The 24,744-nt window shown below is 65.2% G+C and carries 24 protein-coding genes and 2 tRNA genes; 12 read left to right on the top strand and 14 right to left on the bottom strand.

Features of this window, described 5'->3' with window-relative positions:
- Positions 1–145 precede the first annotated feature (145 nt).
- The 4 genes from CLN94_RS05560 (at position 146) to CLN94_RS05545 (ending at position 4,009) form a co-directional block, all read left to right on the top strand.
- Positions 146–1,144: a Hint domain-containing protein gene (locus CLN94_RS05560; RefSeq protein WP_096431984.1), complete on the top strand. Its 999-nt coding sequence runs from the start codon at positions 146–148 to the stop codon at positions 1,142–1,144.
- A gap of 63 nt (positions 1,145–1,207) precedes the next feature.
- Positions 1,208–2,803 carry a peptide chain release factor 3 gene (locus CLN94_RS05555; RefSeq protein ID WP_096431982.1) on the top strand — a complete coding sequence of 532 codons (1,596 nt, stop codon included), beginning with the start codon at positions 1,208–1,210 and terminating at the stop codon, positions 2,801–2,803.
- Entirely contained in the window at positions 2,800–3,267 is a 468-nt protein-coding gene (locus CLN94_RS05550) for a DUF6869 domain-containing protein (RefSeq protein ID WP_096431980.1), read from the top strand. The genes CLN94_RS05555 and CLN94_RS05550 overlap by 4 nt, the downstream gene beginning before the upstream one ends.
- A 124-nt stretch (positions 3,268–3,391) precedes the next feature.
- Positions 3,392–4,009: a DUF6778 family protein gene (locus CLN94_RS05545; RefSeq protein WP_143598878.1), complete on the top strand. Its 618-nt coding sequence runs from the start codon at positions 3,392–3,394 to the stop codon at positions 4,007–4,009.
- A 70-nt stretch (positions 4,010–4,079) separates the two neighbouring features.
- On the opposite strand, the gene CLN94_RS05540 is transcribed toward CLN94_RS05545, so the two are convergent.
- Positions 4,080–5,279 (bottom strand): deoxyguanosinetriphosphate triphosphohydrolase, encoded by a 1,200-nt coding sequence (locus tag CLN94_RS05540; protein ID WP_179300242.1) that lies wholly within the window; start codon positions 5,277–5,279, stop codon positions 4,080–4,082.
- Positions 5,280–5,366: 87 nt separating this feature from the next.
- Here CLN94_RS05540 and CLN94_RS05535 point away from each other — a divergent pair, with 87 nt between their 5' ends.
- Positions 5,367–5,702, top strand: coding sequence for a HesB/IscA family protein (locus CLN94_RS05535; protein WP_179300241.1), 336 nt, complete (start codon positions 5,367–5,369; stop codon positions 5,700–5,702).
- Here CLN94_RS05535 and CLN94_RS05530 read toward each other — a convergent pair whose 3' ends face one another.
- Positions 5,703–6,062 (bottom strand): glyoxalase superfamily protein, encoded by a 360-nt coding sequence (locus CLN94_RS05530; RefSeq protein ID WP_096431974.1) that lies wholly within the window; start codon positions 6,060–6,062, stop codon positions 5,703–5,705. It lies immediately after the preceding gene.
- 77 nt (positions 6,063–6,139) lie between these two features.
- Between CLN94_RS05530 and xth the strand changes: the two genes are divergently transcribed.
- On the top strand, positions 6,140–6,919 hold the full coding sequence (xth, locus tag CLN94_RS05525; RefSeq protein ID WP_096431972.1) for an exodeoxyribonuclease III: 780 nt from the start codon (positions 6,140–6,142) through the stop codon (positions 6,917–6,919).
- 138 nt (positions 6,920–7,057) lie between these two features.
- On the opposite strand, the gene CLN94_RS05520 is transcribed toward xth, so the two are convergent.
- Together CLN94_RS05520 and dksA are read right to left on the bottom strand one after the other, a co-directional pair.
- On the bottom strand, positions 7,058–8,233 hold the full coding sequence (locus CLN94_RS05520; protein WP_096432227.1) for an FAD-dependent monooxygenase: 1,176 nt from the start codon (positions 8,231–8,233) through the stop codon (positions 7,058–7,060).
- An 89-nt stretch (positions 8,234–8,322) separates the two neighbouring features.
- On the bottom strand, positions 8,323–8,745 hold the full coding sequence (dksA, locus tag CLN94_RS05515) for an RNA polymerase-binding protein DksA (protein WP_096431970.1): 423 nt from the start codon (positions 8,743–8,745) through the stop codon (positions 8,323–8,325).
- Between the two features lie 188 nt (positions 8,746–8,933).
- On the opposite strand from dksA, the gene CLN94_RS05510 reads away from it, so the two are divergent.
- The 4 genes from CLN94_RS05510 to CLN94_RS05495 all read left to right on the top strand — a co-directional run bounded on the left by CLN94_RS05510 (position 8,934) and on the right by CLN94_RS05495 (position 13,264).
- Entirely contained in the window at positions 8,934–9,776 is an 843-nt protein-coding gene (locus CLN94_RS05510) for an AAA family ATPase (RefSeq protein WP_096431968.1), read from the top strand.
- A gap of 239 nt (positions 9,777–10,015) precedes the next feature.
- The gene (locus CLN94_RS05505; protein ID WP_096431966.1) at positions 10,016–12,043 is read left to right on the top strand and encodes an ASKHA domain-containing protein; all 2,028 of its coding nucleotides are present in this window, start codon (positions 10,016–10,018) and stop codon (positions 12,041–12,043) included.
- 58 nt (positions 12,044–12,101) lie between these two features.
- Positions 12,102–12,175 (top strand) — tRNA-Gly (locus tag CLN94_RS05500).
- 207 nt (positions 12,176–12,382) lie between these two features.
- Positions 12,383–13,264 (top strand): hypothetical protein, encoded by an 882-nt coding sequence (locus CLN94_RS05495; RefSeq protein ID WP_096431964.1) that lies wholly within the window; start codon positions 12,383–12,385, stop codon positions 13,262–13,264.
- An 88-nt stretch (positions 13,265–13,352) separates the two neighbouring features.
- On the opposite strand, the gene CLN94_RS05490 is transcribed toward CLN94_RS05495, so the two are convergent.
- Positions 13,353–13,781 (bottom strand): SufE family protein, encoded by a 429-nt coding sequence (locus CLN94_RS05490; RefSeq protein ID WP_096431962.1) that lies wholly within the window; start codon positions 13,779–13,781, stop codon positions 13,353–13,355.
- 137 nt (positions 13,782–13,918) lie between these two features.
- Between CLN94_RS05490 and CLN94_RS05485 the strand changes: the two genes are divergently transcribed.
- Positions 13,919–14,407: a hypothetical protein gene (locus tag CLN94_RS05485; RefSeq protein WP_096431960.1), complete on the top strand. Its 489-nt coding sequence runs from the start codon at positions 13,919–13,921 to the stop codon at positions 14,405–14,407.
- On the opposite strand, the gene CLN94_RS05480 is transcribed toward CLN94_RS05485, so the two are convergent.
- From CLN94_RS05480 to purM, 4 genes are all read right to left on the bottom strand, one after another.
- Positions 14,397–14,723, bottom strand: a complete 327-nt coding sequence (locus tag CLN94_RS05480) for a putative quinol monooxygenase (protein ID WP_096431958.1) — start codon at positions 14,721–14,723, stop codon at positions 14,397–14,399. The genes CLN94_RS05485 and CLN94_RS05480 overlap by 11 nt on opposite strands.
- Positions 14,720–15,883, bottom strand: coding sequence for a ribonuclease D (rnd, locus tag CLN94_RS05475; RefSeq protein ID WP_096431956.1), 1,164 nt, complete (start codon positions 15,881–15,883; stop codon positions 14,720–14,722). Before rnd ends, CLN94_RS05480 begins: the two co-directional genes overlap by 4 nt.
- A gap of 162 nt (positions 15,884–16,045) precedes the next feature.
- The gene (gene purN, locus CLN94_RS05470) at positions 16,046–16,633 is read right to left on the bottom strand and encodes a phosphoribosylglycinamide formyltransferase (RefSeq protein ID WP_096431954.1); all 588 of its coding nucleotides are present in this window, start codon (positions 16,631–16,633) and stop codon (positions 16,046–16,048) included.
- Between the two features lie 2 nt (positions 16,634–16,635).
- The gene (gene purM / locus CLN94_RS05465) at positions 16,636–17,682 is read right to left on the bottom strand and encodes a phosphoribosylformylglycinamidine cyclo-ligase (protein ID WP_096431952.1); all 1,047 of its coding nucleotides are present in this window, start codon (positions 17,680–17,682) and stop codon (positions 16,636–16,638) included.
- A 135-nt stretch (positions 17,683–17,817) separates the two neighbouring features.
- Between purM and CLN94_RS05460 the strand changes: the two genes are divergently transcribed.
- A tRNA-Ile gene (locus CLN94_RS05460) sits at positions 17,818–17,894 on the top strand.
- A gap of 2 nt (positions 17,895–17,896) precedes the next feature.
- On the opposite strand, the gene CLN94_RS05455 is transcribed toward CLN94_RS05460, so the two are convergent.
- From CLN94_RS05455 to CLN94_RS05435, 5 genes are all read right to left on the bottom strand, one after another.
- Positions 17,897–19,474, bottom strand: coding sequence for an ATP-dependent nuclease (locus CLN94_RS05455; RefSeq protein ID WP_096431950.1), 1,578 nt, complete (start codon positions 19,472–19,474; stop codon positions 17,897–17,899).
- 56 nt (positions 19,475–19,530) lie between these two features.
- Entirely contained in the window at positions 19,531–20,820 is a 1,290-nt protein-coding gene (locus CLN94_RS05450; protein ID WP_096431948.1) for a DUF3422 family protein, read from the bottom strand.
- Between the two features lie 166 nt (positions 20,821–20,986).
- Entirely contained in the window at positions 20,987–22,423 is a 1,437-nt protein-coding gene (locus tag CLN94_RS05445; RefSeq protein WP_096431946.1) for an NAD(P)(+) transhydrogenase (Re/Si-specific) subunit beta, read from the bottom strand.
- Between the two features lie 15 nt (positions 22,424–22,438).
- Positions 22,439–24,013 (bottom strand): Re/Si-specific NAD(P)(+) transhydrogenase subunit alpha, encoded by a 1,575-nt coding sequence (locus tag CLN94_RS05440; RefSeq protein ID WP_096431944.1) that lies wholly within the window; start codon positions 24,011–24,013, stop codon positions 22,439–22,441.
- Positions 24,014–24,302: 289 nt separating this feature from the next.
- A complete protein-coding gene (locus CLN94_RS05435; protein WP_245845108.1) occupies positions 24,303–24,743 on the bottom strand; it encodes a methyltransferase family protein in 441 nt (146 codons plus the stop codon).
- Between the last annotated feature and the right edge of the window lies 1 nt (position 24,744).

The following is a 24,744-nucleotide window of genomic DNA, read 5'->3' as shown; positions in this document are numbered from 1 at the left end:
CAAGCGCCCGGACTGACGCAGCCGGCATCCGCCCCGGTAAATGCTCCTGCGGGCCGAGGCCTTTCTTGACGCAAACGAAAAGCTTCCTTAACCGGAACAGAGCTAGTGTCTCTGGGCACATCGCCACGCTTTGCCAATAGTAGAAATGTCCGAACACCCGCCTTCCCCGCCGCCCCGCCCAATCCACGTCTATGACGCGGAGCTGTTCTGGGTCACGGCCGGGGCCAATCAGGGCGACGGGCTGGGGCCCGCCGAGGCGTGCCAGCCGGGCGACATCTATCAACTCGAGCTCGGCGCGCAGGCGCTGCGGCTCTGGCTGGATCCGCAGGCCAGCCCACCGCGCCTTGCTGCCGGATCGGATTTCGGCGAGCCGGGCGACGCGCTGGCTTTCGTCTCGCGCCATGTCTTCATGGACCCCGAGGGCGAGGCGGTCGACATGCTGCTTTTGCGCCACGAGGCCAGCGGCGCGCTGCTGGCGATGCCACTGTCGCCGATCGCGGCGCGGATCGACTACACGCTGATCGAGGCCTTCGAGAAACCCGGTGAGGTGATGCTGAGCGATCTGGTCTGCGTAGCCTTCACCACGGGCACGATGATCACCCTCGCCGGCGGCGCGCAACGCCCGATCGAGGCGCTGAAGCCCGGCGACCGCATCCTGACCCGCGATTCCGGCACGCAACCGCTGCGGCTGGTGGCGAAGGCCACGATGCGCGCGCGCGGCAGCTTCGCGCCGGTGGTGATCTCGGCCGGAACGCTGGGCAATGACGGCGATCTGGTGGTCTCGCCCCATCACCGGGTGTTTCTTTACCGGAGCGGCGCGCGTCGCATCGCGGATACGTCCGAAATCCTCGTGCAGGCTAAACATCTGGTCGATGGCGAACATATCTGGCGGCGCGAGGGCGGCACGGTCGATTATTACGCGCTGGTCTTCGACAATCACGAGATCATCTATGCCGAGGGCATCCCCTGCGAAAGCCTGATGGTGAACGAGGCGACGCTATCGCTTTTGCCCGAGGAATTACGCGGCAAGATCGCCGAGCGACTGCCGGGCCTGGCCCATCGCCCGCATTTCGGCACCGAGGCCGGGCGTGACCTGCTCGACCGGATCGGGCGCGAGACCCTGTTTCGCCCCCGCGAGGACTAGGTGCGCACGCCGCCCCCACGCAAGCCCATTGCTCCGCGCGCGCCCGCGCGGTAAAGGGCGCCCATGACCCAGACCGCCGCCCTGCCCGCCGAAATCGCCCGCCGCCGGACCTTTGCGATCATCTCGCACCCCGACGCCGGAAAAACCACGCTGACGGAAAAGTTCCTCCTGTTCGGGGGCGCGATCCAGATGGCTGGCCAGGTGCGCGCCAAGGGCGAGGCGCGGCGCACGCGCTCGGACTTCATGAAGCTCGAACAGGACCGGGGCATCTCGGTCTCGGCCTCGGCGATGTCCTTCGAATACAAGGGGTTCCGCTATAACCTCGTCGACACGCCCGGCCACTCGGACTTTTCCGAAGACACCTATCGCACGCTGACGGCGGTGGATGCGGCGATCATGGTGATCGACGGGGCGAAGGGCGTCGAAAGCCAGACCCGCAAGCTCTTTGAGGTCTGCCGCCTGCGCGATCTGCCGATCCTGACCTTCTGTAACAAGATGGACCGCGAATCCCGCGACACGTTCGAAATCATCGACGAGATTCAGGAGAACCTGGCGATCGACGTGGCGCCGGTGTCCTGGCCGATCGGGATGGGGCGCGACTTTGTCGGCGCCTATGACCTGCTGCATGACCGGCTTGAAATCATGGACCGCGCCGATCGCAACAAGGTCGCGGAATCGATCAAGATCACCGGTCTCGACGACCCCAAGCTGGCCGATCACGTGCCCGCCGCCCAGCTCGCGCAGCTGCGCGAAGAGCTGGAGATGGCGCGCGAACTGCTGCCCACCTTCGACCGTCAGGCCTTCCTTGAGGGCCACATGACCCCGATCTGGTTCGGCTCGGCGATCAACAGCTTCGGCGTCAAGGAGCTGATGGACGGGATCGGCGAGTTTGGCCCCGAGCCGCAGGTACAAAAAGCCGCCGAGCGCGCCGTGGCGCCGGGCGAAAAAAAGGTCACCGGCTTCGTCTTCAAGGTGCAGGCCAACATGGACCCGAAACACCGCGACCGCGTGGCCTTCGTGCGTATGGTCTCGGGGCATTTCACCCGTGGCATGAAGCTGATGCATGTGCGCACCAAGAAACCGATGGCGGTGTCGAACCCGGTGCTGTTCCTCGCCGCCGACCGTGAACTGGCCGACGAGGCCTGGGGCGGCGACATCATCGGCATCCCGAACCACGGGCAACTGCGCATCGGCGACGCGCTGACCGAGGGCGAGACGCTGCGCTTCACCGGCATCCCGAGCTTCGCGCCCGAACTGCTGCAGGCGGTGCGCGCGACCGACCCGATGAAGGGCAAGCACCTCGAAAAGGCGCTGATGCAATTCGCCGAAGAGGGCGCGGCCAAGGTGTTCAAACCCTCGATCGGCTCGGGCTTCATCGTCGGCGTCGTCGGCGCGCTGCAATTCGACGTGCTCGCCTCGCGGATCGAGATCGAATACGGCATCCCGGTGCGCTTCGAGCCCACGCAATTCACCTCGGCGCGCTGGGTGCAGGGGCCGAAGGACCTGGTCGAGAAACTGGTGAACGCCAACAAGCAGCATATCTCGACCGACCACGACGGCGACATCGTCTTCCTCACCCGCCTGCAATGGGACATCGACCGGGTCGTGCGCGATTACGAGGGCGTGACGCTCTCGGCCACCAAGGAGATGATGCAGTGACGCCGCTGCCGCCCGATCTGGTGACCCGTCTGGCCGAGGCCGCTGGTGCGCCCGAGGGCCTGCACAGCGTCGAGGCGCTGGCCGATCTGTGGCTCGCCGATCACCGCGAGGATCAGGGCGACCCCGAGGAGCCGACCTGGTCGGACCTCTGCGTCTTCGAACTCGACGCCCATCCCGAGGTGCTGCTGGCCTTCCTGCTGCGCGCGATCCGCAAGGCCGAGACGCCCTGGCAGGTCGGGCTTCTGGCGGCGGGCCCGCTCGAAGAGCTGATCGCGCAGCATGGCGCGGCCGTCATCGACCGGCTCGAAGATCAGGCGCGCCGCGCGCCGCGCGTGGCATTCGCGCTGACCGGCGTCTGGCAGGGCGAAAGCACCGACCCCGCGATCTGGGCCCGAGTCGAATCTGCCCGCGCCGCGATGATGGATCAGGGGCTCGACGCCGGCGCGCCGTTGCCGCCGGCGTGACAGACGCTGACCCTCACGTCAATTGTTCGCATTTTGGGAGAAACATCCCAAAATTCCCATGTATTTTCAATGAAATTACGCTAGGACTCGGCCAAACTCCTCTTGAGTGAAAGGTGCCCTGCCCATGCTTACGCGGCGCAACAGCCTCCTTCTCATTGCGGCGACCCTCGGCCTCGCGGCCTGTGGCGGCGGCAATTGGGAAACCAGCTACACCCCCGTCGCAGCCCCGGCCGCGAATTTCCGGCTCGCAGCCGTTTCGGTGACCGTGCCGAATACGCTGACTGTTTCCGAAAGCGAAACAGTCTATGTGCCCAAGGCGGATATCGTCTGGGTCGAGGAGCCCGCGGGCGATCGCCGGGCGCAGGTCAAGGCGATCTTCGAAGAGGGCATCTCTGCCGGCGCCTCGGGTCTGCGCGGCGCGACCCCGGTCCGCATTGAGGCCGTGGTGCAGAAATTCCACGCACTCAACATGAAATCGCGCTACTCGGCACCCGCCGGCACCGGCGTCTATGACATCGCCTTCGTGGCGCGGATCGTGGACGCCCGCACCGGCGCCGTCCTCGTTCCCGATCAACTGATCCGTGCCGATGCGCCCGCCTTGACCGGCGCAGCCGGCGCGCAGGAACAGGCGCAGGGCAAGACCCAGCGCAAGGCCAATGTCGCGCAGATTTCGGCGACGATCGCGGGCTGGCTCGGGCTGGGCCCCGACAACCGCACCAGCTTCCGCCGCATGGGCGGCTGAGCCAAGGTCTAGCCAGACAAACAAAAGGGCGCAATTTCCGCGCCCTTTTTTTGTGCCCTGCGCTCCGCGCTTACAGATCGGGGTCGATGAGGCGGTGGTATTCCTGGATCGCGAAGCGGTCGGTCATCCCGGCCACGTAATCCAGCACGACCCGCGCCAGCTCGGTCCGCCCCTCGTTGCCCTTCGCCCGGGCCCGCGCGACCTCGTCGTGCCAGTCCTCGGGCAGCAGCTCGGGCTGGTCAAGGAACAGCGGGAACAGCGCGTTTACCATCTGCGTCACGCGCTTGCGCTCGACCACCACGGTGGGCGCGCGATACATCCGCGTGAACAGGAAGCCCTTGATCGCCTTGATGTTCTGATAGAGCGGCTTTGAGAACCGGATGATCGGCCCCTCCATCGCGCGAATGTCGTCGACGCTTTGCGGATTGAGCGAGATCAGCCGGTTCTGCGCCACCGCGATCACATCCTCGACCATCACGCCAAAGACGCGCCGCAGCGCCTCGTGGCGGCGCCGCATCGGATCGAGGCCGGGATAGATCTGGTCGACCGCGCGGAAACACTCGCCGATCGTCGGCAGCTCCATCAGGTCGGCCTCGTCGAACAGCCCTGCGCGCAGCCCGTCATGCAGATCGTGGTGGTTATAGGCCACATCATCGGCGACCGCCGCCACCTGCGCCTCGGCCGAGGCATTGGTGTCCAGTTCCAAGTCCCACATCGCATCGACCTCGGCCAGCGCATAGGGCAGCTGGTCGCGCGAGGGATAGCTGTGCGAGCCGCCCTTGTCGGAAATCGCCGGGCCATTGTGTTTGGCAATACCCTCCAGCGTCTCCCAGGTCAGGTTGAGCCCGTCGAAATCGGCGTAATGCTTTTCCAGCTTGGTCACGATGCGCAGCGCCTGCGCGTTGTGATCGAACCCGCCGTAAGGCTCCATCAGCAGCGCCAGCGCATCCTCGCCGGTATGCCCAAAAGGCGGGTGCCCAAGGTCATGTGCCAGCGCCACCGCCTCGGCCAGATCCGTGTTCAGCCCCAAGGCCCCCGCGATCGTGCGCGCCACCTGCGCCACCTCGATCGTATGGGTCAGCCGGGTGCGATAATAATCGCCCTCGTGCTCGACGAAGACCTGCGTCTTGTGCTTGAGCCGCCGGAACGCCGAAGAATGGATGATCCGGTCGCGATCGCGCTGAAACGGCGAGCGAAAGGTCGAATAGCTTTCGTGACACAAGCGCCCGCGGCTTGCCTCCGGATGGCAGGCATAGGGTTTCAAACTCAAGGATCTGTCCCTCACATCCTTAACGCGCGCCTTGTGGCGCCTTTTTCCACCTCTATATAGGATTGTGACGCAAAGAACAGGTGAGTGATGAGCATTGCCCTGCCCCCGCAAGTGACGCCGCGCGCTTTCGCCCGGCTCGCCGAGATCAATACCGGCGCCGCCGCGCCGCGCGCGCTGCGCGTGGCCGTCGAGGGCGGCGGCTGCTCGGGGTTTCAATATGACCTCAAGCTCGAAGAGGCCGCCGCAGAGGATGACCTGATCCTCGAAGGTCAGGGCCAGCGCGTGCTGATCGACCCGGTCTCGCTGCCGTTCCTGGAAAACGCGACGATCGACTTCACCGACGAGCTGATCGGCGCGCGCTTCGTGGTGCAAAACCCGAATGCGAGCGCGAGCTGCGGCTGCGGGATTTCGTTTTCGATGTGATCAGCCCGCCGGCGGTGTCTCGCAAAAGCGGATGCGGTTGCCGAACGGGTCGCGCAGTTCCATCTCCTGCCCCCAATCCTGATCCCTGATCGCGACCGCCAGCCCGGCCTGCTGCAATTCGGTGCAAAACGCCGCCAGCCCTTCGAGGCGCACGAAAACCAGCCCGCCGGGCGGGGCATCGCCCTGATGCTGCGACAGATGCAGCACCAGCCCGCCGCGCGACACCTGCACATAAAGCGGAAAGCCCGGCTCGAAACGGTGCTCCCAATCCTTGGCAAAACCGGCGGTTTCACACCAGAAATTAAGGGCTTCGCGCGCGTCTTCGATGCGCAGCACCGGGCATGTCTGATGCACGATCATCGCTTTTCTCCCGCATTCCCTTTTCCGGGCGCGGCAAAACCGCTACACCCGTCACGACCCTGACCGGGAGTGTGCCCATGAAAATCGCGACCTTCAACATCAACGGCATCAAGGCGCGCTTCGAAGCGCTGCAGGACTGGCTGCGCGAGGCCGAGCCCGATGTCGCGCTGTTGCAAGAGATCAAATCCGTCGACGAGGGTTTCCCGCGCGAAATCTTCGAAGAGATGGGCTACCGCGTCGAAACCCATGGCCAGAAAAGCTTCAACGGCGTCGCGATCCTCTCGCGCCTGCCGCTTGAAGACGTCACGCGCGGCCTGCCGGGTGACGAGACGGACGAACAGGCCCGCTGGATCGAGGCCACCGTGATCGGGCAGCGCGCGCTGCGTGTGGCGTGCCTCTACCTGCCCAACGGCAACCCCGCGCCCGGCCCGAAATACGACTACAAACTCGCCTGGATGGAGCGGATGCGCGCCCATGCCGAGGCACTGCTGGACAGCGAAGAGCCGGTGATCCTCGCGGGGGATTACAACATCATCCCGCAAGACGAGGATGCCGCAAAACCCGAAGCCTGGCGCGAAGATGCGCTCGCGTTGCCCGAGAGCCGCGCGGCCTTCCGGCGCATCCTGAACCTCGGCTATACCGAGGCCTTCCGCACCCGCGTCCCCGGCCCCGGCCATTACTCGTTCTGGGATTACCAGGCCGGCGCCTGGCAGCGGAACAACGGCATCCGCATCGACCACCTGCTGCTGAGCCCGCAAGCTGCGGATCTCCTACGCGACGTGGGTATCGACAAGGACATCCGCGCCCGCGAGAAACCCTCGGATCACGTGCCGGTCTGGATCGAACTCGACGCCTGAGCGTGAGGGGCGCGGCCCCTCTGGCCTGCGGCCATTCACCCCGGGATATTTCGGGCAAAATGAAAGCCCGGCCCCTTTCATCGAGCGAAAAATACTCCGGGGGGCCCGGAACGGGCGGGGGCAGCGCCCCCTCCGCGCTTAACCCTCCGCGCCCGCCGTCACATCATGGCCATAGACCCAGTCGAAGCGGCCAAGAAGTTGCGCGGGAGCCATCCGCGAGGCCATCCGCAGCCCCAGATGGGCGACCATGCGCTTGATCCCGGTCAGGTGATAATTACGCGCGTTCTGGTTCGCGGTTTCGACGATCGCCGCGGTGCGCGGGCGGCGCGCGGCCTGATAGGCGGCCAGCGCGGCCTCTTCGCTGTCATGGGTTGCGAGGCACTCGGCCAGCACCCAGGCATCCTCGATCGCCATCACCGCGCCCTGCGCGAGGAAGGGCAGCGTCGGATGGGCGGCGTCGCCCAGGATAGCGCAATGGCGCCCGTACCAATGATCGGCCACGGGGTGACGGAACAGACCCCAGAGCCACGGGTTTTCCACCTCGTCGAGCCAGTTCTGCACGGTCGGGCCAAAGCTCTCGAAGGCTGTTTTCAGAGACAGCGCATCGTCATGCAGCGTCCAGCTTTCCTCGACCCAGCGGCGACGCTCTTCGATGGCGACGATGTTGCGCAGCCCGTTTCCGAGCGGATAGCTGACCAGATGACGCCCCGGCCCCATGAAGACCTGCGCCCGGTTCGGCTCGTCCTCGCGCGCAGGGACAAGCGCACGCCAGGCAACCTGGTGGGTAAAGAAGGGCGCCGCATCGCCGTTCAGCGCCTTGCGCAGCACCGAATGCAGCCCATCCGCGCCGACCAGAAAATCACATTCGATCGTGGCGCCCTGATGCGTGGTCAGGCGCGGCTTCGGCCCAGACAGATCGACCGCGTCGATCTTTTGCAAAAGCCGGATATGGACGCCCGCCTCGCGCGCGCCCTCGGCCAGCAGGTCGATCAGCCGCGCGCGATGCAGGAACCGGTATTCCGCGCCAGGGCGATGGCGCGCGAGGTCGAGCCGCGCCACCAAGGTTTCGGTCTCGCCGTCGATCAGCTCGACCGCTTCGGCCTGCGGCCCGGCCCTGGCCAGCGCCTCGCCAAGACCCAGCGCATGCAACACGCGCGCGCCATTGGGCGAGATCTGCAGCCCGGCGCCCACCTCGCGGATCGCCTCAGCCTGTTCGAGCACCGTCACCTCGGCTCCACGCAGCGCGAGCGCACGCGCCACCGTCAACCCGGCGACACCCGCGCCCAGAACCGTGATCTGCTTGCCGATCAGCACCTTTGCCCCCTCCCGCAAACAACAACACCGGCACCTTGCGGGCGCCGGTGTGGAATGTCCTTGAGCGAAATCAACCGCCCGCGCGCGGCTCAGTCGTCGCGATGCACGCGCTCGCGGCGCTCGTGACGCTCCTGCGCCTCCAGCGTCATCGTCGCGATCGGACGCGCATCGAGGCGCTTGAGCGAGATCGGCTCGCCGGTCACTTCGCAATAACCGTATTCGCCATTGTCGATGCGGCGCAGCGCGCTGTCGATCTTGGCGACCAGCTTGCGCTGACGATCGCGGGTGCGCAGCTCAAGCGCGCGGTCGGTCTCTTCGCTGGCGCGGTCGGCCAGATCGGGAACGTTGCGTGCCGAATCGGCCAGCCCTTCAAGGGTCTCCGCGGATTGTTCGAGCAGCTCGCCCTTCCAGGCCAGAAGCTTACGGCGGAAATATTCGAGCTGACGCTCGTTCATGAAGGGTTCGTCCTCGGCGGGACGGTAATCATCGGGGAGAAACGTTTCGACTTTCATCCGGCGCCCTTTCCTCATGTGCCCCACTCAATCACAAAACTGCAAACGGGCACTCTCGGGCGCTCCCATACCGCATGGCGCGAGGGTTGTCACGCCCCCGATTGCCGCAACGCCCGCATTGCGCCCGGGTTGCGGCGGGCGAAGGGCGCCGCTAGGGTGGCGCCGCTTCAACCTACGGAGACCTGCCCGTGCGCTTCCAATCGACCAAGGATTACGTTGCCCCGCCCGATCTGACGCTTGCCGTGAACGCCGCCGTGGCGCTGGAGCGTCCGCTTCTGGTCAAGGGCGAACCGGGCACCGGCAAGACCGAGCTGGCCAAGCAGGTCGCCACCTCGCTCGGGCTGCGCATGGTCGAATGGAACATCAAGTCGACCACCAAGGCGCAGCAGGGGCTTTACGAATACGATGCCGTCAGCCGGTTGCGCGACAGCCAGCTGGGCGATGCGCGGGTCAATGACGTCAAGAATTACATTCGCAAGGGCAAGCTCTGGGACGCCTTCGAGGCCGACGAAAAGGTCGTCTTGCTGATCGACGAGATCGACAAGGCCGATATCGAGTTTCCGAACGACCTCTTGCAGGAACTCGATAAAATGGAGTTCCACGTCTACGAGACCGGCGAAACCATCCGCGCCCGTCAGCGCCCCGTGGTCATCATCACCTCGAATAACGAAAAGGAACTGCCCGACGCCTTCCTGCGCCGCTGTTTCTTCCATTACATCAAGTTCCCCGAGGCGGCCGTGATGCGCGACATCGTCGAGGTCCACTTCCCCGGCATCAAGCCCGCGCTCCTTTCGGCGGCGCTGAGCGAGTTCTACGACATCCGCGAAACGCCGGGGCTGAAAAAGAAACCCTCGACCTCCGAGGTGCTCGACTGGCTGAAGCTCCTGCTGGCCGAAGACCTCAATCCCGAGGATCTGAAACGCGAGGGCGCGAACCTGCTGCCGAAACTGCATGGCGCGTTGCTGAAGAACGAGCAGGACGTCCATCTCTTCGAACGCCTCGCCTTCATGGCGCGCCGGCAAGGGCGGTAAGGGCGCGAGGGGGCGCGGCCCCCCGGCCTGCGGCCTCCCCCCGGGATATTTGCGGCAAAATGAAGGGGCCCTTTCACTGAGCCCGAAATACTCCGGGGGTGAATGGCCGCAGGCCAGAGGGGGCAGCGCCCCCTGCCCTTCATCATCTTGATGACGATTTCTCATGGTCGGCGGTCGCTTGCGGTCTTTGCCTTGCGCGCGGCCCGTCCTAGAAAGGGCGGAACGGACAGGAGAGCTGAATGAGCGACGACGCGCTGGTGATCTTTACCCCTTCGGGCAAGCGGGGCCGCGTGGCCAAGGGCACCTCGGTGCTGGCGGCGGCGCGCAAGCTCGGGGTCGATCTCGATTCGGTCTGCGGCGGGCGCGGGATCTGCTCGAAATGTCAGGTCGCGCCGGGCGTGGGGGAGTTTCCCAAGCATGGCCTCAGCGTCGCGCCCGATGCGCTTTCCCCGATCAACGCGGTGGAAGAGCGGTACGACCGCATTCGCGGGCTGAAACCGGGGCGGCGGTTGGGCTGCCAGGCCTGCATCCAGAGCGATGTGGTGATCGACGTGCCGCCCGAAAGCCAGGTGCATCGCCAGGTGATCCGCAAATCCGCGACCGAGCGCGCGATGGAGATGGACCCGGCCACGCGCGCGGTGTTCGTCGAGGTGCCCGAGCCGCGGATGGACGAGCCCTCGGGTGATTTCCAGCGCCTCGCGCGGGTGCTCGAAGACGACTGGGGCATCGAAGGCGCCGAGGCCGCGCCCGCCCTGTTGCGCACGCTGCAGCCGGTGCTGCGCAAGGGCGGCTGGCAGGCGACCGTGGCCGTGCATGACGCGCGCGATGGCCGCCCCCCGCAGGTTCTGGCCGTTTGGCCGGGGCTGCGCGAGGCGCCGCTTTACGGGCTGGCGATCGACCTTGGCTCGACCACGATCGCGGGGCATCTGGTGAGCCTCACGGATGGCGCGGTGCTGGCGAGTTCGGGACTGATGAACCCGCAGATCCGCTTTGGCGAAGACCTGATGAGCCGGGTGAGCTATGCGATGATGAATCCGGGCGGCGCGGCCGAGATGACCGCCGCCGTGCAGGCCGCGCTCGCGGATCTGGCGCGCGCCCTGGCCGAAGAGGCGGGCGTCGAGCCCGAGGCGATCGTCGAGGCGACGGTAGTCTGCAATCCGGTGATGCACCATCTGCTGCTGGGCATCGACCCGGTCGAGCTGGGCCAGGCACCCTTCGCGCTGGCCACCTCGGAGGCGCTGGCGCTCGCCGCCACGGAGATCGGGCTGACCAGCATCGCCCCGGCGGCGCGGGTCTACATCCTGCCGCTGATCGCCGGCCATGTCGGGGCGGATGCGGCGGCGGTGGCGCTCTCGGAGGCGCCCGAGACGCGAGAAGACCTCTCTCTGATCGTCGACGTCGGCACCAATGCCGAGATCATTCTTGGGAATAATCAACGGGTTCTGGCCTGCTCCTCACCTACCGGCCCGGCCTTTGAAGGGGCGCAGATTTCCTCGGGCCAGCGCGCCGCGCCCGGCGCGATCGAGCGGATCGAGATCGACCCTGTCACCAAGGAGCCGCGTTTCCGCATCATCGGCAACGACCACTGGTCGGACACGCCGGAGTTCGGCACGCCCGAGATCACCGGCATCTGCGGTTCGGGGATAATCGAGGCGGTGGCCGAGATGCGGATGGCGGGGATCGTCGATGCCTCCGGGCTGATCGGCTCGGCCGAGCAGGTCGGCAGCCCGCGCATGACCGCGACCGGGCGCACGCATGAATACGTGATCCACGACGCCAGCCCCTCCGGCCCGCGCATCACCGTGACGCAGGGCGACATCCGCGCGATCCAGTTGGCCAAGTCGGCACTTTACGCGGGTGCGCGGCTCTTGATGGACGAGATGGGCGTGGAGCGCGTCGATCGCGTGGTGCTGGCCGGGGCCTTTGGCGCCCATATCAGCCCGAAACACGCGATGGTTCTGGGGATGATCCCGGATGTGCCGCTCGATCAGGTCAGCTCGGCGGGGAATGCCGCGGGCACGGGCGCGCGCATGGCGCTGTGCTCGATCAAGGCGCGCCGCCACATCGAGCGGCAGGTCAAGCGCATCACCAAGATCGAGACCGCGATCGAGCCCCGCTTTCAGGAGCATTTCGTGGCCGCCAACGCCCTGCCCCACGCGACCGACCCGTTCCCCGAGCTCTCCAAGGTCGTCACCCTGCCCGAGGTCAGCTTCAACACGGGCGGAGACGGCGGCGCGGGCGGCGGGCGGCGCAGGCGGCGCGGCTAAGCCGCATTCGGCGACTTGACGAGCGCGGGCGCTTCGCATACCTGATGCGCACGCCATTGCGGGTATGATGTAATGGTAGCCTGTCAGCTTCCCAAGCTGAACGCGCGGGTTCGATTCCCGCTACCCGCTCCATCCCCCCTCGCCAGAAATTCCGAACAGATCACCAGATGGCATCGGTTTGCCATTCGGCTGGCAATGAACGGGTGCCTGCCTGAGCCGATCCCCCAATCGCCCCTTCGCGCGGCACGCCGTGAACGGCGGCTTTGAGCCCAAACAAACGGTTGCCACGCAAATCACACATGTCCAAAATTTGCTACATTCTTCAATCAAGATGCAGCCATGGATTATGAAAAGAGATTGAGTTCCCTCCTGCGAGAGCGCGAGCTGGCTGCACGAAAGATCCCAGACCTTCGATTGACAGATGGCCCCGACAAGGGACGTTTCTGGAGCACGATTTTGTCGCGCTTCACGAAACCCGAACAGCAGGCCACTAAGGAACGCTGGGGAGGATATTTGCGGGATGCGTTCTTACCGGGCCCGAGGACTGAAGACGAGCAGAGGATCAGCGACAAGAACAGGACGATCCGGGAAATCGACGCCGACATAGCTGCGATACCACCGGCAACGGTGACCCTATTTGACCATACGCCGACACACCTCCCGACCATCGAAGGACGAGCGGTCGTGATAGCCGGCATCAGCAAAGAACCCAGTCCCTACGCCTATGATCCAAGGTTCAAGGACAAATACGTGGTTACTTCCAAGTATCATCCTGCCATCTCTGATGGACTGGCAGAAGCATTGGGGTCACGTCGTGCGCATCGAGAAACCGCACTCTCCATTCAGGAAGACGCACGCAAATTTCCGTGCCGGAGCCACGCCTCATTCTCCGAGGAACAGAACTATGACACCGCGCTCAAGGCAGAGGTGGACGGGCGCCACTTTCGTCTGTCTTTGATTTTGTCCAAACCCATGTTTGAGGCACTTATCAAGTACCTGCCCGAACCGGATCGCTCGAGACCCTATTCAATGGCAACGCGTCACTTGGTGTACGCGCCGATTAACTATGATGACACTCCCCGCGACCTGCCTGATCGAGATCCCGCTCCCAAAATCCGATACCCGTCCGTGCGGCTAACCCGACTACTGGTCGCAGAGATGTCTTCAACGGCGCGGGACGCGAAGCTGGTACAGGTGATCAGCCTTAATGAAAGCGAATAGAGCGGTTCATCACTTCGCATTTCGGATATTCGCCACCAATGGCTCGGCGGCAGCTCCGTCCGCAAAGCCCGCGACCCAGCCCCCGTTGTCAGGCAGCTGCCGCCTCGCTGGCGAGCTTGCGGATGCGTTCGACCATGGCGCGCAGCCCGTTCGAGCGTTGCGCCGAAAGATGCTCGTTCAGGCCAAGCCGCGCCAGTTCGGCGGGTGCATCCACCACCCCCACCTCGGTGACGCTGAGCCCGGAATAGAGCGCATGCAGGATCGCGATCAGCCCCTGCACGATCATCGCATCCGACTCGCCCTGAAAGTCGAAGCGCGCCGCAGGCCCCGTGCCCTCGATCCGCGGCAGGAGCCAGACCTGGCTCGCGCAGCCCTCGACCTTGGTCGCAGGCACCTTCACCGCATCATCCAGCCGCGGCAGCTCCTTGCCCAGCTCGATCACGTGGCGATAGCGATCCTCCCAATCATCGAGAAATTCGAAGGTCTCGGCGATTTCCTCGAACGCGGCGCTGGCCATGGGGGTCTCCTTCGTGCTGTCTTGGCCCCTGCCTAGCGCCAGCGGGCGGGCGATGTCCAGTCGCGGCTTTTCAAAAGCCCGGCAATCGGCTACCCAAGAGGCAGGCGCGATCCGGCGCCGTTTGAGACGGAGATTCCATGCGCACGCCTCTTCTTGCGATGCTCGCCCTGTCGGTCGCCCTGTCGGGCTGCGGCTGGATGCAGACGACGAAGCTCAACCCGTTCAACTGGTTCGGCGATTCCGAAGAAGAGATGACGACGCTGGAGCCCGAAGAGGGCTATGCCAAGGCCGCGGGCGACAACCGCATCGCGGTGGCGCAGGTGACCCGGCTGGAAATCAAGCAGACCAATTCCGGCGCGGTGATCTCGGCTGCGGGCCTGCCGCCGACGCAGGGTTGGTGGGATGCCGAGCTGGTCGCGGCGAACAGCGGCTATCCGGTAGACGGTGTGGTGACCTATCGCTTCGTGGTTTCCGAACCCCCGCCCGGCTCGCCCGCCGCGAACCGTGTGCTGACCGAAGCCTCGCGCGAGGTGACCGTCGCGGCCTACCTGACCAACGCGCGGCTTACCGATGTCAGCAAGATCGTCGTCGAAGGCGCGAATAACGCCCGCTCGGTCAGCCGCTGATCTCCGCGCCCGGGTCTTCGGCTTGGGCTTCCCAGCTTTCATAGACGCGTGCGATCGCGGACGTCGCCCTGCCCCAGTCCGAGGCGCGGGCGCGTGTTTGGTGCAGCTCGAAGGCGGCGCGGTCGGTGAAACATTCCTCGACCCGCCAGACCAGCGGATCGCCCTCTTGCGTGACCTCGAACGAAAGACAGCCCGACTCGGCCCGCGACAGGCAGATATGTTCGGTCAAATGGCGCGCCACGATCTCCGCCTCGTCAGACGACGCACAGAGCAGCCGCCCCGAGAGATAGAACCTTGCGGGCGCGGCGCCCGTCACACGCCGACCACGCGCACCGAGCCGCCCTTGGCGGTCAGCGCGATCTCGCCCTGCGCAAGCCGCAGCGCGTCCTTGCCGAAGACCTCGTGACGCCAGCCGGTCAGGGCCGCGACATCGCGCTTGCCGGCCGCGATCCGGTCCAGATCCGAGGCATTGGCGATCAGCTTGGCGGCCACGCCCGCCTCTTCGCTTTTCGCCTTCAGAAGCACGCGCAACAGATCTGCCAGCGCCGTGTTCACCTGCAGATGCGTGCTGGCCTCGGACACCTTCGGCAGCGCGTCCTGCGGCAGCTCCAGTCCCTCTTTCACCGCCTGCAGGATGCCTTCGGCAATCTCGCCCCGGCGCGCCTCGCGCAGCAGGAGCCGCGACTTGCCCAGTTCTTCGAAGCTCGTGGGCTTGGTCGAGGCCAGCTCCAGCAGCGCGTCATCCTTGAAGATGCGCGAGCGCGGGATGTTGCGGTTTTGCGCATAGCCCTCGCGGAAGCGCGCAAGCTCGCGCACGATGGCGAGGAAGCGCCCCGAGGTGGTGCGCGTCTTGACCCGCATCCAGGCCTCTTCCGGGCGGGTGATGTAGGTCTCGGGCGAAAGCAGGATCTGCTCTTCTTCCATGACCCAGGCCTCGCGGCCCGATTTCTGCAGCTCGGCAGAGAGGAATTCGTAGATCACGCGCAGATGCGTCACATCGGCGATCGCGTATTTCGCCTGCGCCTCGGTCAGCGGGCGGCGCGACCAGTCGGTGAAGCGCGAGGTTTTATCCAGCGACTGCCGCGCGATCTTTTTCACCAGCGTCTCATAGCCGACCTGCTCGCCAAAGCCACAGACCATCGCCGCGATCTGCGTGTCGAACAGCGGATCGGGGAAGACGCCCGCCTCGATGAAGAATATCTCGAGGTCTTGCCGCGCCGCGTGGAACACTTTCACCGTCGCCTGGTGGCGGAACAGGTCATAGAGCGGCTCGAGCGAGAGATCCTTGACCAGCGGATCGACGAGGACCGCCTCGCCCTCCTGCTTGCCCTTGTTGGGCAGCGCCATCTGCACGAGGCACAGCTTGGACCAATAGGTCCGCTCGCGCAGGAATTCGGTGTCGAGGGTGACGTAGGGCTCTTGCTTGGCCTTCTCGCAAAAGGCGGCCAGTTCTTCGGTGGTGGTGATGGTCTTCATGCACGCTTCCTTGGCGCGGGGTCATCCCGCTGTCATGTTTTCTTCCTTTACGCATCCGCGCGCAGAAAGAAAAGCCTTGGACGCCGCGTGAAATAGGCGCGGTCGTGCCTGTGGCGGCCGGGGGAGCCTCCGGCGGGGATATTTTCGGCAAAATGAAGGGGATCAGAGCAGGACGGGGCTGCGGTCGCCCGCCACGTAGCGGCGCAGGACGGCCGGGTAGAGGCGGTGCTCGACGGTGAGCACGCGCGCGGCCAGCGTCTCGGGCGTGTCGCCTGCGAGGACGGGCACGCGGCCCTGACCGAGGATCGGACCGTCGTCGAGCACGGGGGTGACCTCGTGGACGGTGCAGCCGGCCTCGGCGTCGTCCGCCTCAAGCGCGCGGGCGTGAGTGTGCAGGCCCGGGTATTTCGGCAGGAGCGAGGGGTGGATGTTGAGCATCCGTCCCGCGAAACGGGTGACGAACTCGGGGGTGAGCACGCGCATGAAACCCGCGAGGCAGAGCACGTCGGGTTCGGCGGAAAGGATCGGCTTCAGCAGCTCGGCCTCGAAGGCGGCACGGTCCTTGCCGAAGAGCTTGTGGTCGACCGCCGCCGTCGCGACGCCGAGGGCGGCGGCCTTGGCCAGCCCGCCCGCGCCCGGGTCGTTCGAGGCGACCAGAACGGGCGTCGCATAGCCGCCCGCCTGCATGTCCTCGACGAGGCGGAGCATGTTCGACCCGCCGCCCGAGATCAGGATCGCGACGCGCGGCAAGCTCACAGGAGCTTGCCCGTGTAGGCCACGCCCGCGCCCGCGGTGACCGTGCCGATGCGGGTCACGGTTTCGCCCTCGGCGGCCAGGAGTGCCGCGATTTCATCGGCGCGATCGGCCGCGACCACGACGATCATGCCGATGCCCGAGTTGAAGGTTTTCAGAAGCTCGCCTTCCGCCATGTCGGCGGTTTCCGCGAGCCAGCGGAACACCGGCGGCAATTGCCAGCTGGCGAGGTCGATGGTCGCGCCAAGGCCTTCGGGCAGGACGCGCGGCAGGTTCTCGGTCAGGCCGCCGCCGGTGATATGGGCGAGCGCATGCACGCCGCCCGCGCGCACTGCGGCGAGGCATTGGGTGACGTAAAGCCGCGTCGGTGCCAGCAGCGCCGCGCCCAGAGAGCCTTCGGCGAAGGGGCAGTCCGCGTCCCAGCCGAGGCCCGAAAGCTCGACCACCTTGCGCACGAAGCTGTAGCCGTTCGAATGAACCCCGTTCGAGGCAAGGCCCAAGAGCACGTCGCCTTCGACCACGCCAGCGGGCAGGTCCGTGCCGCGCTCCATCGCGCCCACGGCAAAGCCCGCGAGGTCGAAATCGCCCTTGTGATACATGCCGGGCATCTCGGCGGTTTCGCCGCCGATCAGGGCGCAGCCCGATTGCGCGCAGCCCTCGGCGATGCCGTTGATGATCCGCGTGGCCTGATCGACATCGAGCTTGCCGGTCGCGAAATAGTCGAGGAAGAACAAGGGCTCGGCACCTTGACACACAAGGTCGTTCACGCACATCGCGACGAGGTCGATGCCGATCGTGTCGACATTGCCGGTGTCGATCGCGATGCGGAGCTTGGTGCCCACGCCATCGGTCGCCCCCACCAGGATCGGGTCGCTATAGCCTGCGTCCTTGAGATCGAAGAGCGCGCCGAACCCCCCCAGCCCAGACATCACGCCCGAGCGCTTGGTGCGTTTCGCCGCCGGCTTGATCCGTTCGACCAGCGCATTGCCCGCATCGATATCGACGCCCGCATCGGCATAGGTCAGACCGTTCTTCTTCTCGCTCATGGCAGCTCTCCGGAAATGGGGATTCTGGTTGCGCAGAGCGTTACCCCATGGGGGCGCGCGGGGCAACGGCATGTGCGGGCGATCACGCGGATTCTTGACGCCCGCCTGCCCCGTCGATAGGGGAAAGGCAATGGTGGGCCTGTAGCTCAATTGGTTAGAGCAGGGCGCTCATAACGCCTTGGTTGCGGGTTCAAGTCCTGCCGGGCCTACCAGATCACGCAAGACACGCACGAACCCTTGCCGCGAGATCCTCGAATTCTTTCGGCAGGGTTTCGCGCAGGGCAGCGATCAGATCGCTGCGCACCTGCGCCTCGGGCAGCTCAAGCCTTTTCGCAAGCGCGTGGAATTCGCTGTGCTTCCCGGCGGCAAGGGCCGTTTCGAACATCTCACCCAGCACATTCTCCTCGATGCCCCAGCATGTTGCCGGAGAGGTCTTCCAACCGACAACGATATCTTCATCAAGCGCCAGCGCCTGTTCGAACAGCCATTTCTCCGGCCAGCCAGTCCCCGGCAAATAGGTCAGCCGCACGTTAGCCCAAGCCCGGATTTCGGCCTGTTTCTGTCCGAATTTTCCGTCGCAATGATTGGCGACCGCCGCTTTCGCCGCCTCATGCCCGGCGCGCTGATCGCCGTCCATCACGCACAGGCAATCCTTCTTGCCTTCCATGAACCGTGCGGCCATCACCCGCTTCAGACTGCCATGCGAGCCGATCTCGAGAATCCTGCTGCGCGCGCGCAACTCGCCATCAAGGGCCGAGCGCAGGATTGCCGCCGCGACCTCGTCCTCAACGAAGATATCCAACTCCTGCGCACCGTCCCGGCCCATCTTGCCGCAGGCGCAATCTGCGGAAATCCCCGGGTAAAGCCGCGTCTGGCCCGCAGGGTTATCCACGAACACTCGCCCCTCGGGCGGCAATGCTGCCAGAACAGCATGGGCATGTGTGGTGCAGATGATCTGGCATTTACGCTCTTCATACAGCAGTTTGAGTTCTTCGACCAAACGCGTCTGCGCGCGCTCGTGCAGTCCCAGTTCAATCTCGTCGATGACCAGCAGGCATCCCGGCCCTGCCGCGAAAAGCGCCGTCAGGATTTCGAAGACCGCGCTTTCCCCTGCGCCCATGTTGAACCCGGAATAGCCCTGCGCCCCGACCTTCACCTTGGGCAGCGCGTATTTTCCATGCTCGAAGCTTTCGAATTCGGCATAGGTCTTGCCGATGATCCGCCCGGCAATCTGCGCGATGCGGCTGCGGATTTCGGGCGCCATGGCCGCAGGCTGAAAGCGCCCGCGATAGGACACATGCGCGCTGCGCTCGAAATAGGGCACGACGCGCTGCACGCCGAAATAGACAACCGTGCGGCTGACGCGGCTGTCGTAATTATTCCACTTGCCGCCTTTGGCTTTCTTGCGGACCTGTCTGGCCTCTCCCGGCGCCACGCCCCGCCACTTGTCGTGCCGGATCGTATACCAGACTTCCACTCCTTCGGGGCCAAGCTCACCCTCGGCCTGCACGAAGAAATCACGGAACGTGTAATAGGCTGTTTTACGCGCCGGCAGCCGGAACCCCTTGCGCGGGGCATGGAAGGCACAGGCTGCCAACGCCAGCAAGGTTGTCTTGCCGGTGCCGTTATTGCCGGCAATCGCGGTGATCGGATAGCGCATTTCAAGCGTGAAGGGTGTCAGCCCGCGCATCCGCCCCCCGGCAAGCTCAATCCCTGTCAGCGACTGGCGGGTGTTGTCGTTGTTAAACCAGGCTGAATTCTTCTGGTCGAGCGGTGAATAATGATAGGGCATAAAAGGGCCTCAGAAAGCCGCAGGAAAGCGTAAAACGCGCCCTCCGCGCAAGCCCCTCAGTGCCCCATCCCCTTGCGGATCTGCCGGACCATCAGCCAGACGCCAAAGATCACCAGAGGGGTCGCGCCCGCCAGCACCAGTTCCTTGCTGGCGCCGATCTGCTTGGCCAGCGGATAGATCAGGTAGCCGACAAGGCTGACCGCGTAATAGCTGATCGCCACCACCGAGAGCCCCTCGACCGTGTGCTGCAATCGCAGCTGCAGGTCCGAGCGCCGGTCCATGCTTTCCAGCAACTTCTGGTTCTGCGCCGAACGGTCGACATCGACGCGGGTGCGCAGAAGCTCTGCCGTCCGCGCGGCCCGTTCGAGCATCGTGCGCAGCCGTCCCTCGGCCGAATGCACCGTGCGCACTGCCGGGTCATAGCGGCGGGCAATGAATTCCGAAAGCAGCTGCCGCCCCTCGAACCGCCGCTCGCGCAGCACCTCGACCCGCTCGCGCAGGATGGCCTCATAGGCGCCGGTCGCCCCAAAGCGAAAGCTATGCTGCACCGCCAGCGTCTCCAGCTCGCCCGAGATCTGCAGAAGCTCGTGCAAGGTGCGCTCGGGGTCGAGATGGGGCTGCGACATCGCCTCGACCAGCTCCGACAGGCGCGGCTCCAGCTCGTTCAGGCGCTTGGCCAATGCCCGCGCCCGCCCGAGGCCCAGCATCGACATCGCGCGATAGGTTTCCAGTTCGCAGACGCGCTGCACGATACGCCCGACCCGCCCCTGCCCGGTGCCCTTGCGCACGAACAGCGCAAAGCGCATCTGCCCGGCGGCATCGAGGCGGAAATCGCCCGCAACCACCGCCGCACCTTCCAGAATCCAGGTGCAGACGAGGCTTTCGGGCACGAACCAGTCATCGAGCATCGGCCCGACTGCCTCGGGGTCTTCGGGCAGTTCCTCGATGCGGATATGGATCGCGGCGATCCGCCCGCCGGGTGCGCCCTCCAGCCAATCGGCCGGAAAGACATCGGCCTCGGCCGGGTCAAAGGCGCGCGTCGAGATCCCCGGCGCATGGGCCAGATAGGTCACGAATTCGGTGTGGCTTTCCCATTTCAGCGCGTGCCGCCCGATCTGGCCGGTGAAATGGCTGGCACCTTCGGTCGGCAGGTTCGGCGCACCGTGGCGCGTCAGCAGGTCGGTCAGATGTGCAAAGTCGCGCGCGCGGTCGCGGTTGGCGGCATCGCGCGGGTCCTTGAAGGCGGCGTAAACCACATGCGAAGGCACCCCCATCTTGGGATAGGGCCGGGCGTGAAGCTCGTTCACCAGCGCGTAGCGCTGCGGGTGGTCAAAACTCGGGGCCATGCGCGTCTCCGGGGCGAAAGCCAGCGTGAAGGCGTGAATTACACGAGGAAACCCTGCAATAACAGGCATTTATCGGCATACATTGGTGCACCGCGCCAAGCGTGCCCGATCTGCAACGCAAAAGCCCCGGCACTAGGACCGGGGCTTTCGCTTGTTTCGCGACCCGTCAGGTACGGATCAGGTGCAGCAGTTCGTCCATGGACTTGCGCGCATCGCCGTAGAACATGCGCGTGTTTTCCTTGAAGAACAGCGGGTTCTCGATGCCCGAGTAGCCGGTGCCCTGGCCGCGCTTCGACACGAAGACCTGCTTGGCTTTCCAGCACTCCAGCACCGGCATGCCGGCGATCGGCGAGTTCGGATCGTCCTGCGCGGCCGGGTTCACGATGTCGTTCGACCCGATCACGATGGCGACGTCCGTTTCCGGGAAGTCGTCGTTGATCTCGTCCATTTCCAGAACGATGTCGTAGGGCACCTTGGCCTCGGCCAGAAGCACGTTCATGTGGCCCGGCAGGCGGCCCGCCACCGGGTGGATGGCGAAGCGCACGTTCTTGCCGCGCCCGCGCAGCATCGAGGTCAGCTCCGACACCGCGTTCTGCGCCTGCGCCACCGCCATGCCGTAGCCCGGGATGATGATGATGCTGTCGGCCTCGTTCAGCGCATCGGCGACGCCCTGCGCGTCGATCGCGATCTGCTCGCCCTCGACCTCCATCGCCGGGCCCGTCGTGCCGCCGAAGCCGCCGAGGATCACCGAGATGAACGAGCGGTTCATCGCCTTGCACATGATGTAGCTGAGGATCGCGCCCGACGAGCCGACCAGCGCGCCGACCACGATCAAGAGGTCGTTGCCCAGCGAGAAGCCGATCGCCGCCGCGGCCCAGCCCGAGTAGCTGTTCAGCATCGACACCACGACCGGCATATCGGCGCCGCCGATGCCCATGATCAGGTGGTAGCCGATGAAGAACGCCAGGAGCGTCATCACGATCAGCGTCCAGGCGCCGGCCCCGTTCATGAACAGCACCAGCATCGCCAGCGAGCCAAGAGCGGCGCCCGCGTTCAGCGCATGGCCGCCCGGCAGCTTGATCGCCTTCGAGGTGACCTTGCCCGCCAGCTTGCCATAGGCGATCACCGAGCCGGTGAAGGTCACCGCACCGATGAACACGCCAAGGAACAGCTCGACCCGCAGGATCGACAGCTCGATCGGCGATTTATGCGCGATCAGCGCCGCAAAGCCGGTCAGCGCATGGCGCGCCTCTTCGGTCATCGCGCCCACGCGGGCCATCTCGATATAGGCGTTGTAGCCCACGAACACGGCCGCCAGACCGACGAGCGAGTGCATCGCGGCAACCAGCTGCGGCATCTCGGTCATCTGGACCTTCTTGGCGACGATCCAGCCGATGATGCCACCCGCGGCGATCAGCAGCGCCGACAGGATCCACAGGCCCGAGCCCGGCCCCAGCAGGGTCGCGGCCACAGCCAGCCCCATGCCGACAATGCCATACCAGACGGCGCGCTTGGCGCTTTCCTGCCCCGACAGACCGCCGAGCGACAGGATGAAGAGGACGGCCGCGACAACGTAAGCGGCGGTGGTGAAACCGATTTCCATGATCCTCTTCCTTTCTTACGACTTCTGGAACATGGCAAGCATGCGCCGGGTGACCATGAAGCCACCGAAGATGTTGATGCCGGCCATGAAGACCGACAGCCCCGCCAGCGCGATCACGAGCCACGAGCCCGAGCCGATCTGCAGCAGCGCGCCGAGGATGATGATCGACGAGATCGCGTTGGTCACCGCCATCAGCGGCGTGTGCAGCGAGTGCGAGACGTTCCAGATCACCTGGAAGCCGACGAAGCACGACAGCACGAAGACGATGAAGTGCGCCATGAAGCTGGCTGGCGCGACAAGCCCCACACCCAGCAGCAATGCGCCCCCGATCCCCAGCAGCGCGACCTGATTGCGGGTCTGCTTCTGGAAGGCGGCGCGGTCGCGCGCCTTGATCTCTTCGGGCGTCAGCTCCTTGGCCTTTTCCTTCGGCTTCTGCGCCGCGATCGCCTTGATCTTGGGCGGCGGCGGCGGGAAGGTGATCTCGCCGTGATGGGCCACGGTCGCGCCACGGATCACGTCGTCTTCCATGTTGTGGTTGACGACGCCGTCCTTGCCCGGCGTGAGGTCGTGCATCATGTGGCGGATGTTGGTCGAATAGAGCTGGCTCGACTGCGCCGCCATGCGCGACGGGAAGTCGGTGTAGCCGATGATCGTGACGCGGTTCGCGGTCACGACTTTCTCGTCCATCTTGGTCAGTTCGCAGTTGCCGCCACGCTCGGCGGCAAGGTCCACGATGACCGAGCCGGGCTTCATCGCCTCGACCATGTCCTTGGTCCACAGGATCGGCGCGTCGCGGCCGGGGATCAGGGCGGTGGTGATGACGATATCGACCTCGGGGGCCAGTTCGCGGAACTTCTTGAGCTGCGCTTCGCGGAATTCCGGGCTCGAGGGCGCGGCATAGCCACCGGTGGCGGCGCCATCGGTCTGCTCTTCGGCGAAGTCGAGATAGACGAACTCGGCGCCCATCGATTCAATCTGTTCGGCCACTTCGGGACGCACGTCGAACGCGTAGGTGATCGCGCCGAGCGAGGTCGAAGCCCCGATCGCGGCCAGACCGGCCACGCCCGCGCCCACAACCAGCACCTTGGCCGGCGGCACCTTGCCCGCAGCCGTCACCTGACCGGTGAAGAAGCGGCCGAAGTTGTTGCCCGCCTCGATCACCGCGCGGTAGCCCGCGATGTTCGCCATCGACGACAGCGCGTCCATCTTCTGCGCACGCGAGATCCGCGGCACCATATCCATCGCGATGACGCTCGCGCCGGTGGCCTTAGCCTGCTCCAGCAGCTCGGTGTTCTGCGCCGGGTAGAAGAACGAGATCAGCGTCTGGCCTTCCTTCAGACGCTTCAGCTCGGTGTCGGTCGGCGGACGGACCTTGACGACGAAATCCACCTCCTTGAACAGCGCGGCAGCGGTCTTGATCACCGTCACGCCCGCCTTTTCATAGGCGCTGTCGTCAAGCCCCGCGAGATGACCCGCGCCGGATTCGATATAGCATTCATGACCCAGTTTCTGCAGCTGCAGCGCCGAGTCGGGCGTCATGGCGACACGCGCCTCGCCCTCGAAAATCTCCTTAGGAGCGCCGATTTTCACGTTCCATTCCCCCTTCTCATACCCCGTTCCGGACAGAACTCTCCCGTCGGGGCCATATTAGCGAAAGCTTCAATAACATCGCGCAATAAAGTTTCACAAGCACCGATGCGTTCTGAAACCTTGTTAAAAGGTCGCATCCCAAACGGTATGCAATCGTATACCTTTGCAAACTGTGCAAAACCCTAAATTGTCCAATGTTTTTCATGGACTTATCCTGACATTGCCGGGGGTTTTCCCGCCCAAAACCAGCAAAGTCTTTTGCAAATGCAGCAAGATTTTTCTGCGCGCGCTAGATCCAGCGCCGGGTGTTAGCGCAATAACTCTCGTATTCGGCGCCGAAACCGGCCCGGAGCCGGGCTTCCTCGCCGCGAATGAAACGCAACGTTATCACCAGCATGAAAGCCGGAACGAGCCACATCATCCACAGAATCTGCCACCACAGCAGCAGCCCCGCGAGGATCAGCGCATCCGCGACATAGATCGGGTTGCGCGACAGCGCGAAGGCCCCCGAGGTGACCAGCGCATTGGGATCGCGGCGCGGGATCACCGTGGTATGCGCCAGCAGCATCTGCGCCGCGGCCAGCCCCATCAGCAGGCATCCCAGCAAGATCAGCACCAGCCCGATCGCCTGCCCGCCCGGCACCGGCACCTGCCACAGCCGTGACGCCCCCCAGCCGAGCGCCGCACAGAGCGCAAGCCAAAGCGGCGGGATCTCGATCTCACGCAGCATC

Origin of the sequence: Pseudothioclava arenosa (assembly GCF_002358085.1) — a bacterium.
Lineage (GTDB): Bacteria > Pseudomonadota > Alphaproteobacteria > Rhodobacterales > Rhodobacteraceae > Pseudothioclava > Pseudothioclava arenosa.
Note: the sequence above shows the minus strand (reverse complement) of the source record. Positions and strands in the feature narration are given on the sequence as shown.